The following is a 12,965-nucleotide window of genomic DNA, read 5'->3' on the forward strand; positions in this document are numbered from 1 at the left end:
GGCCACCGGCTGGGTATGAAGCGGCAGCACCACCGCCGCAGACATCTGGGCGGCCCGGCAGGGACGTTGCGTTCCGAGCGGCCCGGTGTGACCCGTTTCCAGGGTCCCGAGGCTCGTTCCGCAACTTCCTGCGGGGTGGGCTGGACAGCGGTTAGCCTCTCGGCTACACTGCTAGTTTGCGCTGCCTTCCGACTTGACCCCTGCTCGGAAATGTCCGTTTGTGGATATTTTCTGGTGGGGTCATTGGAGTGCACGCGTACCAGCCGTTCTGCAGCACCGGTCCTCGGAAGGACGCATCTTGGCAGCTTCCCGCCCTGCGAAGACCAGTCGTACGTCGAGCGCATTCGCTCCCCGCCGAGTTTCCTTCGGTCGGATCACCGAACACCTCGAGGTCCCCAACCTCCTTGCCATTCAGAACGAGTCCTTCGACTGGCTCGTCGGCAACGAGGGTTGGCAGGGCCGGTCGGCGGACGACCCGCACGCACGCTCGGGTCTCGCGGAAATCCTCGACGAGATCAGTCCCATTGAGGACTTCTCTGGCACCATGTCGCTTTCCTTCTCGGCACCGCGCTTCGACGAGGTCAAGGCCTCGATCGAGGAGTGCAAGGAGAAGGACCTGACCTACTGCGCGCCGCTCTTCGTGACCGCGGAGTTCACCAACAACACCACCGGCGAGATCAAGAGCCAGACGGTGTTCATGGGTGACTTCCCGATGATGACGCCGAAGGGCACCTTCATCATCAACGGCACCGAGCGCGTCGTGGTCAGCCAGCTCGTCCGCTCGCCGGGCGTCTACTTCGACAAGCAGCCGGACAAGACCTCCGACCGCGACCTCTCCAGCGTCAAGGTCATCCCCAGCCGGGGTGCCTGGCTGGAGTTCGACATCGACAAGCGCGACACGGTCGGCGTACGCATCGACCGTAAGCGTCGGCAGGCCGTCACGGTCCTGCTCAAGGCCGTCGGATGGTCGGCCGAGCGGATCCGCGAGAAGTTCGGCTGGTCCGAGCTGATGATGACCACGCTCGAGAAGGACCACATCGCCGGCCAGGACGAGGCGCTACTCGACATCTACCGGAAGTTGCGCCCTGGCGAGCCGCCGACCCGCGAGAACGCCCAGACCCTGCTCGACAACCTCTTCTTCAACCCGAAGCGGTACGACGTCGCCAAGGTCGGTCGGTACAAGTTCAACAAGAAGCTCGAAGTGAGCGTGCCGATCACCACCGGCACGCTGACCGAGGACGACATCGTCGCCACCGTGGAGTACCTCTGCCGGCTGCACGCCGGTGAGGAGGGCTACGAGGCCGACGACATCGACCACTTCGGCAACCGGCGCCTGCGTACCGTGGGCGAGCTGATCCAGAACCAGGTTCGGGTCGGTCTGTCCCGGATGGAGCGGGTCGTCCGCGAGCGGATGACGACTCAGGACGTCGAGGCGATCACGCCGCAGACCCTGATCAACATCCGCCCCGTGGTCGCCGCGATCCGGGAGTTCTTCGGCACCTCGCAGCTGTCCCAGTTCATGGACCAGACCAACCCGCTGGCGGGCCTGACCCACCGGCGTCGGCTGAGCGCGCTCGGCCCGGGTGGTCTGTCCCGGGAGCGGGCCGGCTTCGAGGTCCGCGACGTGCACCCGTCCCACTACGGCCGGATGTGCCCGATCGAGACGCCGGAAGGCCCGAACATCGGTCTGATCGGCGCGCTGTCCACCTTCGCCCGGGTCAACCCGTTCGGCTTCATCGAGACGCCGTACCGGAAGGTCGTCGACGGTCGGGTCACCGACCAGATCGACTACCTGACCGCGGACGAGGAGGACCGGTTCGTCAAGGCGCAGGCCAACGCGCCGCTGCGGGCCGATGGCACGTTCGCCGAGGACCGCGTCCTGGTCCGCCGTAAGGGCGGCGAGACCGAGGACGTCGCGCCGGGTGCGGTGGACTACATGGACGTGTCGCCGAGGCAGATGACCTCGGTCGCGACCGCGATGATCCCGTTCCTGGAGCACGACGACGCGAACCGGGCCCTGATGGGCGCCAACATGCAGCGTCAGGCGGTCCCGCTGGTCAAGGCGGAGTCGCCGCTGGTCGGCACCGGCATGGAGTACCGTGCCGCGGTCGACGCCGGTGACGTGGTGGTGGCCGAGGTCGGTGGCGTGGTCGAGGACCTCTGCGCCGACTACATCACCGTCCACCAGGACGACGGCCACCGCCGGACGTACCTCCTGCACAAGTTCCGCCGCTCCAACGCCGGCTCCTGCGTCAACCAGAAGCCGGTCGTCTTCGAGGGTGACCGGGTCGAGGCCGGCCAGGTGGTCGCCGACGGGCCGTGCACCGACGAGGGCGAGATGGCGCTCGGGCGCAACCTGCTCGTGGCGTTCATGTGCTGGGAGGGCCACAACTACGAGGACGCGATCATCCTGTCGCAGCGCCTCGTGCAGCAGGACGTGCTCACCTCGATCCACATCGAGGAGCACGAGGTCGACGCGCGGGACACCAAGCTCGGCCCGGAGGAGATCACCCGCGACATCCCGAACGTCAGCGAGGAGATGCTCGCCGACCTCGACGAGCGCGGGATCATCCGGATCGGTGCCGAGGTCGTCCCCGGCGACATCCTGGTCGGCAAGGTCACCCCGAAGGGCGAGACCGAGCTGACTCCGGAGGAGCGGCTGCTCCGCGCGATCTTCGGTGAGAAGGCGCGTGAGGTCCGGGACACCTCGCTGAAGGTGCCGCACGGTGAGACCGGCACGGTCATCGGCGTGCGTACCTTCTCCCGCGAGGACGGCGACGAACTGCCGCCGGGCGTCAACGAGCTGGTCCGGGTCTACGTCGCCCAGAAGCGGAAGATCCAGGACGGCGACAAGCTCGCCGGCCGGCACGGCAACAAGGGCGTCATCTCCAAGATCCTGCCGGTCGAGGACATGCCGTTCCTGGAGGACGGCACCCCGGTCGACATCGTGCTCAACCCGCTGGGTGTGCCGAGCCGGATGAACATCGGCCAGGTACTCGAGACCCACCTGGGCTGGGTGGCCAAGACCGGTTGGAAGGTCGACGGCGACGACGCGGAGTGGAAGCGTCAGCTCCAGGGGATCGGTGCGGACGAGTCCGAGCCGGACACCAACGTGGCCACGCCGGTCTTCGACGGTGCCCGCGAGGAGGAGATCTCCGGTCTGCTCGCGTCGACCCTGCCCAACCGGGACGGCAACCAGCTGATCGGCGCCAGCGGTAAGGCGCAGCTGTTCGACGGTCGCTCCGGCGAGCCGCTGCCGGACCCGATCGCGGTCGGCTACATCTACATCCTGAAGCTCAACCACCTGGTCGACGACAAGATCCACGCACGGTCGACCGGTCCGTACTCGATGATCACGCAGCAGCCGTTGGGTGGTAAGGCGCAGTTCGGTGGCCAGCGCTTCGGTGAGATGGAGTGCTGGGCGATGCAGGCCTACGGTGCCGCGTACGCCCTGCAGGAGCTGCTGACGATCAAGTCCGACGACGTCCTGGGCCGGGTCAAGGTCTACGAGGCGATCGTCAAGGGCGAGAACATCCCCGAGCCGGGCATTCCCGAGTCGTTCAAGGTGCTGCTCAAGGAGCTGCAGTCGCTGTGCCTCAATGTCGAGGTGCTCTCCAGCGACGGTGTGGCCCTGGAGATGCGCGAGACCGACGACGAGGTCTTCCGGGCCGCGGAGGAGCTGGGTATCGACCTTTCCCGGCGCGAGCCGAGCTCGGTCGAGGAAGTGTGACGTTGCGGTCCGGTGACGGGGCGGCCCCTTCGGAGGTCACCCCGTCCCGGGCCCGGACCCGGTCAGCTGCTAGCGCAACAAGCGACGTGTGAGGGAATGAACGTGCTCGACGTCAACTTTTTCGACGAGTTGCGAATTGGGCTGGCGACCGCCGACGACATCCGTCAGTGGTCGCACGGCGAGGTCAAGAAGCCCGAGACGATCAACTACCGCACCCTGAAGCCGGAGAAGGACGGGCTCTTCTGCGAGAAGATCTTCGGTCCTCAGCGGGACTGGGAGTGCTACTGCGGCAAGTACAAGCGGGTCCGGTTCAAGGGCATCATCTGTGAGCGCTGCGGCGTCGAGGTGACCCGCTCCAAGGTCCGCCGGGAGCGGATGGGCCACATCGAGCTCGCCGCGCCGGTGACCCACATCTGGTACTTCAAGGGCGTGCCGAGCCGGCTGGGTTACCTGCTGGACCTCGCCCCGAAGGACCTCGAAAAGATCATTTACTTCGCCTCGTACGTCGTGACGAGCGTTGACGCCGAAGCGCGTCACCGTGACCTCTCGACCATCGAGAACGAGATCCTGGCCGAGAAGCGGCAGTCCGAGAACAGCCGCGACTCGGAGATCGAGAAGCGGGCCGCCAAGCTCGAGGCCGACCTGGCCGAGCTGGAGGCCGAGGGCGCGAAGGCGGACGTCCGGCGCAAGGTCAAGGAGGGCGGAGAGCGCGAGATGCGCCAGATCCGCGACCGGGCCCAGCGCGAGATCGACCGCCTCGACGAGGTGCTGGACACCTTCCGCAAGCTCGACTCGAAGCAGCTGGTCACCGACGAGCTGCTCTACCGCGAGCTGCGTGACCGGTTCGGCGAGTACTTCACCGGGGGCATGGGCGCCGAGGCGATCAAGGCCCTGGTGCAGAACATGGACCTCGCCGCCGAGGCGGAGAACCTCCGGGAGACCATCCGTACCGGCAAGGGGCAGCGGAAGATCCGGGCGCTCAAGCGGCTCAAGGTCGTCGCGGCGTTCCAGAACACCCGCAACTCGCCGCTCGGCATGGTGCTGGACTGCGTACCGGTGATCCCGCCGGACCTGCGTCCGATGGTGCAGCTCGACGGTGGCCGCTTCGCGACCAGCGACCTGAACGACCTGTACCGCCGCGTGATCAACCGGAACAACCGGCTCAAGCGGCTGATCGACCTCGGCGCGCCCGAGATCATCGTCAACAACGAGAAGCGGATGCTGCAGGAGGCCGTCGACGCGCTGTTCGACAACGGCCGCCGCGGTCGGCCGGTCACCGGCCCGGGTAACCGCCCGCTGAAGTCGCTGTCCGACATGCTCAAGGGCAAGCAGGGCCGGTTCCGTCAGAACCTGCTGGGCAAGCGCGTCGACTACTCCGGCCGTTCGGTCATCGTGGTCGGCCCGAAGCTCAAGCTGCACCAGTGCGGCCTGCCCAAGCAGATGGCGCTGGAGCTGTTCAAGCCGTTCGTGATGAAGCGGCTGGTCGACCTGAACCACGCACAGAACATCAAGTCCGCCAAGCGGATGGTCGAGCGGCAGCGGCCGGTCGTGTGGGACGTGCTGGAAGAGGTCATCGGCGAGCACCCGGTGCTGCTCAACCGGGCGCCCACCCTGCACCGACTCGGCATCCAGGCCTTCGAGCCGCAGCTGGTCGAGGGCAAGGCCATCCAGATCCACCCGCTGGTCTGCACCGCGTTCAACGCGGACTTCGACGGTGACCAGATGGCGGTGCACGTGCCGCTCTCCGCCGAGGCCCAGGCCGAGGCCCGGATCCTGATGCTGTCGTCGAACAACATCCTCAAGCCGGCCGACGGCAAGCCGGTCACCATGCCCACCCAGGACATGGTCATCGGGCTCTACCACCTGACCCACCTCACCACCGGTGAGCGCGGGGAGGGACGGGCGTTCAGCTCGGACGCCGAGGCGCGGATGGCGTACGACAACGGCGAGCTGCACCTGCAGGCGCCGGTCAAGATCCGGCTGCGGAACGTGGTCGAGGTGGACAACGGCGTCGGTGGGCAGCCGTGGACCGCGCCCGAGGGCTGGGTCCAGGGTGAGCCGCTGACCGTGGAGACCACGCTCGGCCGGGTGCTGTTCAACGAGACCCTGCCGCAGGGCTACCGGTTCGTGAACTACGAGATCCGCAAGGGTCAGCTCTCCGCGATCGTCAACGACCTCGCCGAGCGGTTCCCCAAGGTGGCCCTGGCGGCCACCCTGGACGGGCTCAAGGAGGCCGGTTTCCACTGGGCCACCTGGTCCGGCGTGACCATCGGCATGGAGGACGTCATCGCTCCGCCGCGCAAGCGGGAGATCCTGGAGCGGTACGAGAAGGAAGCCGACCGGATCGACAAGCAGTACCAGCGTGGTCTGATGACCGCCGAGGAGCGCCGCGGCGAGCTCATCGAGATCTGGACCAAGGCGACCAACGAGGTCGCCAAGGAGATGGACACCGCGCTGCCGCAGGAGAACCCGCTGTGGAAGATGATCAACTCGGGTGCTCGCGGTAACCTGCTCCAGCTCCGGCAGATCGCGGCGATCCGTGGTCTGGTGGCCAACCCGAAGGGCGAGATCATCCCGCGGCCGATCAAGGCCAGCTACCGGGAGGGTCTGTCCGTGCTGGAGTACTTCATCTCCACGCACGGTGCCCGTAAGGGGCTCGCGGACACCGCCCTGCGTACCGCCGACTCGGGTTACCTGACCCGGCGTCTGGTGGACGTCTCGCAGGACGTCATCATCCGCGAGGAGGACTGCGGCACCGATCGGGCCATCCCGATGCAGGTGGGTCAGCAGCTCGACGGCCGGCTGGTGGTGCACGAGCACGCCGAGACGAGCGTGCACGCCCGTACCCTCGCCGACGACATCAAGGGGCCGGACGGCACCGTCGTCGCCGAGCGTGGCTCGGACATCAACTCGATCCTGGTCGACAAGATCGTCGCCGCCGGGGTCGACCACATCCGGGTGCGCAGCGTGCTCACCTGCGAGTCGAAGCTGGGCGTCTGCGGTGCGTGCTACGGCCGCTCGCTGCCGACCGGCAAGATCGTGGACGTCGGCGAGGCGGTCGGCATCATCGCGGCCCAGTCGATCGGTGAGCCGGGTACGCAGCTGACGATGCGGACCTTCCACACCGGTGGTGTCGCGGGTGAGGACATCACCCAGGGTCTGCCGCGTGTCCAGGAGATCTTCGAGGCCCGGATCCCGAAGGGTAAGGCGCCGATCGCCGACACCCCCGGCCGGATCCGGATCGAGGACGGCGAGCGGTCGCGCAAGATCGTCGTGATCCCCGACGACGGCAGCGACGAGATCGTGTACGACAAGATCTCGAAGCGGGTCCGGCTGCGGGCGCACGACGGCGACCACGTCGAGGTCGGCGAGAAGCTCACCGAGGGCACCATCGACCCCCACGAGCTGCTCCGTATCCTCGGCCCGCGCGCGGTCCAGGTCCACCTGACCCAGGAGGTCCAGGAGGTCTACCGCTCGCAGGGTGTGCTCATCCACGACAAGCACATCGAGATCATCATCCGCCAGATGCTCAAGCGGGTGACGGTCATCGACTCCGGCTCGACCGAGTTCCTGCCGGGTGTGCTGGTCGACCGGGCGCTGTTCGAGTCGGAGAACCGCCGACTCGTCGGCGAGGGCGGCGAGCCCGCCGCCGGGCGTCCGGTGCTGATGGGTATCACCAAGGCCTCGCTGGCCACCGACTCCTGGCTCTCGGCGGCCTCCTTCCAGGAGACCACCCGGGTGCTGACCGACGCGGCGATCCACGCCCGCAGCGACTCGCTGATCGGTCTCAAGGAGAACGTGATCATCGGTAAGCTCATCCCGGCCGGTACCGGCATCAGCAAGTACCGCAACGTCCGGGTCGAGCCGACCGAGGAGGCGAAGGCCAAGGTCTACTCGATGACCGGCTACCCGGAGACCGACTACGGTTTCGGGCCGGCCAGTGGCCAGGCGGTTCCGCTGGACGACTTCGACTTCGGGTCGTACCGCTAGGACCGTGTGACGTGGGAGGCCCCCGGCATCTGCCGGGGGCCTCCTCGTGTCCGTACCCGCCGCTGCGGCGCGCGGCGCGGCCCGGGCAGGCATCATGTGCTCATGACGATCGCACCCGGACCGGCACCGACCGAGTCGGCGCCACGTCATCCGCTCGACCCCGATCCGGTCCGGGCCACCAAGGCTCGCGCGGTGTTCGCGCTCGGGTTGATGGGGGCGATGACCGGCCTGCTGCTGGGCGGGGTGGTCCCCGCGACGGTCGCGCTGCACCTGGCCCGGCAGGCGCGCCGGGAGGCGTACGCGTCAGGTGGTTTCCTGACCGGCGCGGCCTGGCTGCGTCGCGGCGAACGACTGGCCTGGACGGGGTTGGTGCTGGTCGCGGTGAGCGTGGTGGCGCTGCTGGTGATCGGTGTGGTCCGGCTCGCCGAGGCGCCCTACGGGCAGGACTTCGCTCCCACCGTCGACTGACCCGGCCCGAGGTGGCCATCGCGCCGGGCACGGTGGGCTGACTCGCGGCGGTAGCCTGACGGTGTCCGTCGCACGGCGGTGGACGCGGCCGATGAGGAGGAGATCCCGTGACCGAACCGGCGCGCGCCGAGGGCGGCGAGTCCGCCCAGCCCACGTCCGGGCACTCGGACGACGCGGCCGGGGCGGCACCGGGGGAGCAGCCACGACCCGGGCCCGCACCGGAGCCCCACGTCCCGCCATCCCCGTCCGGGTACGCGCCGACCGACGCCCCGCCGCCGCAGACTCCGCCGTCCGGACCGTCCGCTCACGGTGCCGCCCCCGACTCGTCGCCGGCGAGTCCGCCCGGACCGCCGACTGCCGGCGCCGACCCGGCCGGCTCGCCCGCTGTCGGCGTCGACCCCGGACCGGTTTCGGGCGGTTCCTCGCCCGGGTTCGGACCGCCACCGTTCGGACCGGCCTCGGGTGGTCCCACGCCCGGGTTCGGCCCCGCACCGTTCGGGCCGCCGCCCGGCCCTCCGTACGGGCACTCCGGCTTCGGCCCGCCGCAGTCGAGGCCGCCGGTCGGGGCCCCCGGGTTCGGCCCGCCCCCGTTTCCCGGCCCGCCGCCGGGCTGGGGTGGGCCGGCGGCCGGTCCACCGCCGCAGGAGCGTCCCCGGCCGCCCAAACGGGTGGATCCGGTGCCCGGTACCCCGTTCGCGACCGTGCACCTGGACGTACCCCCGGTCACGTCCGGGCTGGCGGTCGGCTCGCTGGTGGCCGGCATCACCTCGATCCTGATCTCGTTCCTGACCATCTGCATCGGCGCGGTCGGGGGAGGCACGGGCGGGGGAGCCTGGGCCGCCGGTGCCTTCGCCGTGCTGGGCAGCCTGACCGGTGCCGGCGCCGTGGTGGCCGGCCTGCTCGGCCTCCGGCAGATCCGCCGCCGGGCCGCACCGCCGGCGGTCCGGTTCACCGGCCGTGGCGTGGCGATCGCCGGGATCAGCTGCGGTGGTGCCGGTCTCCTGCTCTGCCTGTCGGGCCTGGGGCTGGCGCTGCTGCTGACGCTGACCTGAGATCCGGCCCACGTCGGGTCGGGACGAGCGGGCGAGCGCCGGATACCGATCGGTCCCGCCCAGGGGCTACCGGTCCGGTTTCCGGCGGAGCCGGTACACTTGTCTCCGTAGGTGCCCATCACAGGCGTGCGGCGTGACGAGCCCGGCCGGCGAGCAGTGAGAAGTCCGGCGGGTCATCCGTTTTGACCTGCACGGCTGTGGTAGGTACTCTTTCCCCTTGCGCCCGGGCTTGCCCGGGCAACTCGTGCGTGCGCGGGATCCGGTGATACCGGCATCCGAACAGCGACACGACTGAGCCAGAAGACCCGGCGGCGGAGATCCGCGCGCCGGTGACACAACCCGGAACCTCCGCGTGAGCGTCGGAACCGGGACCGTGCTCGGGCGACACGCCCGACCGCGGGTGCCGGGACCACCGCGAGGTGGACCTGGTCGGAATGTAGGAGGGTCGGTCATCAGGCCGACCGAGCGAGCGCGGCCGCGTGAGCGGCCGAAGGGAGCGGAGAAACCCGGTGCCCACGATCCAGCAGCTGGTCCGCAAGGGCCGACAGGCCAAGACGACCAAGACCAAGACCCCGGCGCTGAAGGGTTCCCCTCAGCGGCGCGGCGTGTGCACCCGTGTGTACACCACCACTCCCAAGAAGCCGAACTCCGCGCTGCGCAAGGTCGCTCGTGTGAAGCTCAGCAGCCAGATCGAGGTGACCGCCTACATCCCGGGCGTGGGTCACAACCTGCAGGAGCACTCGATCGTGCTCGTCCGTGGCGGCCGGGTGAAGGACCTCCCCGGTGTGCGTTACAAGATCGTCCGCGGTTCGCTGGACACCCAGGGTGTCCGTAACCGCAAGCAGGCGCGCAGCCGCTACGGCGCCAAGAAGGAGAAGAGCTGACATGCCGCGTAAGGGACCCGCTCCGCGGAAGCCGCTGGTCGCTGACCCGGTGTACAACTCGCCGTTGGTCACCCAGCTGGTGAACAAGATCCTCCTGCGCGGCAAGCGCCAGCTCGCCGAGCGCATCGTGTACGCGGCCCTGGAGGGCTGCCGGGAGAAGTCCGGCACCGACCCGGTCGTCACGCTCAAGCGCGCGATGGACAACGTCAAGCCGACTCTCGAGGTCCGCAGCCGCCGTGTCGGTGGCGCGACCTACCAGGTGCCGGTCGAGGTCCGTCCGGCCCGGGCGACCACCCTCGGCCTGCGCTGGCTGGTGACCTACTCCAAGGCCCGCCGGGAGAAGACCATGGTCGAGCGGCTGATGAACGAGCTGCTGGACGCGAGCAACGGCCTCGGTGCCGCCGTCAAGCGGCGCGAGGACACGCACAAGATGGCGGAGTCCAACAAGGCCTTCGCGCACTACCGCTGGTAACAGCTTGGTCCCGGTGCCCATCCGGCGCCGGGACCGCCACCAGTTGTGTCGAGACGACGATAAGTAGGGATTGAAGTGGCCGCCGCAGACGCGCTCGCCAACGTACGCAATATCGGCATCATGGCGCACATCGATGCCGGTAAGACCACTACCACCGAGCGAATCCTGTTCTACACCGGTATCACGTACAAGATCGGTGAGGTCCACGAGGGCGCTGCCGTCATGGACTGGATGGAGCAGGAGCAGGAGCGCGGTATCACCATCACTTCCGCCGCCACGAAGTGCGAGTGGAAGGGCCACACGATCCAGATCATCGACACGCCCGGCCACGTCGACTTCACGGTCGAGGTGGAGCGGTCGCTGCGTGTCCTGGACGGTGCGGTCGCGGTCTACGACGGCGTGGCCGGCGTGGAGCCGCAGACGGAGAACGTCTGGCGTCAGGCGGACAAGTACAACGTCCCCCGGATGTGTTTCGTCAACAAGCTGGACCGTACCGGCGCGGACTTCTTCCGCTGCGTGCAGATGATGATCGACCGGCTGAACGCCACTCCGCTGGTGCTCCAGATCCCGATCGGCGCCGAGAGCGACTTCATCGGCGTGGTCGACCTGGTCGAGATGCGGGCCCTCACCTGGCGTGGCGAGACCCAGAAGGGTGAGGACTACGCGGTCGAGGAGATCCCGGCCGACCTCGCCGACTCCGCCGCCGAGTGGCGCGAGAAGCTGATGGAGACCCTCGCCGACGTCGACGACTCGGTGATGGAGAAGTACCTGGAGGGCGAGGAGATCTCCGTCGAGGAGATCAAGGCCGCCATCCGTCGGGCCACCATCGGCGGCAAGGCCAACCCGGTCCTCACCGGCACCGCCTTCAAGAACAAGGGCATCCAGCCGATGCTGGACGCGGTCGTCGCGTACCTGCCGTCGCCGCTGGACATCCCGGCGATCGAGGGCACCGCCACCGATGGTGAGACCCCGCTGCTGCGTAAGCCGGCGGTGGCCGAGCCGTTCTCCGGTCTGGCCTTCAAGATCCAGACGGACAAGCACCTCGGCAAGCTCACCTACGTGCGCATCTACTCCGGCACGCTCGAGTCCGGCTCCCAGGTGGTCAACTCCACCAAGGACCGCAAGGAGCGGATCGGCAAGATCTACCAGATGCACGCCAACAAGCGGGAAGAGCGCGGCTCTGCCCAGGCCGGCGACATCATCGCGGTGCAGGGTCTCAAGCAGACCACCACCGGTGACACCCTGTGTGACCCGGCGAACCCGGTCATCCTGGAGTCGATGACCTTCCCGGAGCCGGTCATCGAGGTCGCCATCGAGCCGAAGACCAAGGCCGACCAGGAGAAGCTCAGCACCGCCATCCAGCGGCTGGCCGAGGAGGACCCGACCTTCCGCGTCAAGCTGGACGACCAGACCGGTCAGACGGTCATCTCCGGCATGGGCGAGCTGCACCTGGACATCCTGGTCGACCGGATGCGCCGCGAGTTCAACGTCGAGGCGAACATCGGTAAGCCGCAGGTGGCGTACCGCGAGACCATCCGCCGCAAGGTGGACAAGGTCGAGTACACCCACAAGAAGCAGACCGGTGGCTCCGGCCAGTACGCTCGGGTGATCGTCAGCCTGGAGCCGCTGCCGCTGGGCAACGACGCGCCGACCTACGAGTTCGCCAACGGCGTGACCGGTGGCCGCATCCCCCGGGAGTTCATCCCGTCGGTGGACGCGGGTGCGCAGGACGCCATGCAGTACGGCATCCTCGCCGGATTCCCGCTGGTGGGCATCAAGCTCACCCTGCTGGACGGCCAGTACCACGAGGTCGACTCGTCGGAAATGGCATTCAAGATCGCCGGCTCGATGGTGATGAAGGACGCGGCCCGCAAGGCCGACCCCGCACTGCTCGAGCCGATGATGGCTGTTGAGGTCACCACTCCCGAGGAGAACATGGGTGACGTCATCGGCGACCTCAACTCCCGCCGCGGCATCATTCAGGCGATGGAGGAGCGCAGTGGCGCCCGCGTCGTCCGTGCTCTGGTGCCGTTGTCGGAGATGTTCGGCTACGTCGGCGACCTGCGGTCGAAGACCCAGGGCCGGGCTAGCTACAGCATGCAGTTCGACTCCTACGCCGAGGTCCCGTCCTCGGTCGCCAAGGAGATCATCGCCAAGGCGACGGGTGAGTGACGCTCACCTGAGCTGATCCGAGGTGGTCGCGGGAGGATTCCCCGACTGCGACCACCTCGGTCGGATTGTGTGAATTCCGGGCCTGTAGGCTTCATCGCCGCAGAACCCACAAAGCTCTCCGGCCGTCAGGTCGGAAAGGCTGTCGACAGAGTCCTAAGCGCCGACCTGGCGCACCGGGGCGAACGAACCAAGAAGTC

Annotated in this window: 7 protein-coding genes; all 7 read left to right on the plus strand. The window is 68.3% G+C overall.

The annotated features are described in order from the left end of the window. Positions 1 to 298 precede the first annotated feature (298 nt). The 7 genes from ACFYTT_RS17135 (at position 299) to fusA (ending at position 12,768) form a co-directional block, all read left to right on the plus strand. Positions 299 to 3,730: a DNA-directed RNA polymerase subunit beta gene (locus tag ACFYTT_RS17135; RefSeq protein ID WP_131054312.1), complete on the plus strand. Its 3,432-nt coding sequence runs from the start codon at positions 299 to 301 to the stop codon at positions 3,728 to 3,730. Between the two features lie 102 nt (positions 3,731 to 3,832). Beyond that, positions 3,833 to 7,720 (plus strand): DNA-directed RNA polymerase subunit beta', encoded by a 3,888-nt coding sequence (locus ACFYTT_RS17140; protein WP_131054314.1) that lies wholly within the window; start codon positions 3,833 to 3,835, stop codon positions 7,718 to 7,720. Positions 7,721 to 7,822: 102 nt separating this feature from the next. Then, positions 7,823 to 8,188, plus strand: coding sequence for a hypothetical protein (locus tag ACFYTT_RS17145; RefSeq protein ID WP_131054313.1), 366 nt, complete (start codon positions 7,823 to 7,825; stop codon positions 8,186 to 8,188). A gap of 677 nt (positions 8,189 to 8,865) precedes the next feature. Further along, positions 8,866 to 9,240, plus strand: a complete 375-nt coding sequence (locus ACFYTT_RS17150; protein ID WP_387260258.1) for a hypothetical protein — start codon at positions 8,866 to 8,868, stop codon at positions 9,238 to 9,240. Between the two features lie 509 nt (positions 9,241 to 9,749). After that, positions 9,750 to 10,124, plus strand: a complete 375-nt coding sequence (rpsL, locus tag ACFYTT_RS17155; RefSeq protein ID WP_007465318.1) for a 30S ribosomal protein S12 — start codon at positions 9,750 to 9,752, stop codon at positions 10,122 to 10,124. A 1-nt stretch (position 10,125) separates the two neighbouring features. Further along, on the plus strand, positions 10,126 to 10,596 hold the full coding sequence (gene rpsG, locus ACFYTT_RS17160) for a 30S ribosomal protein S7 (protein ID WP_091079418.1): 471 nt from the start codon (positions 10,126 to 10,128) through the stop codon (positions 10,594 to 10,596). Positions 10,597 to 10,671: 75 nt separating this feature from the next. After that, a complete protein-coding gene (gene fusA, locus ACFYTT_RS17165; protein WP_131052676.1) occupies positions 10,672 to 12,768 on the plus strand; it encodes an elongation factor G in 2,097 nt (698 codons plus the stop codon). Positions 12,769 to 12,965 lie beyond the last annotated feature (197 nt).

This window comes from Micromonospora sp. NPDC003816 (genome assembly GCF_042874705.1).
In the GTDB taxonomy this organism is placed as follows: domain Bacteria; phylum Actinomycetota; class Actinomycetes; order Mycobacteriales; family Micromonosporaceae; genus Micromonospora.

Bases quoted from the DNA above. Each gene is read 5' to 3' on its own strand.
- ACFYTT_RS17145 (WP_131054313.1), top strand. From the start codon at position 7,823: ATGACGATCGCACCCGGACCGGCACCGACCGAGTCGGCGCCACGTCAT.
- rpsG (WP_091079418.1), top strand. From the start codon at position 10,126: ATGCCGCGTAAGGGACCCGCTCCGCGGAAGCCGCTGGTCGCTGACCCG.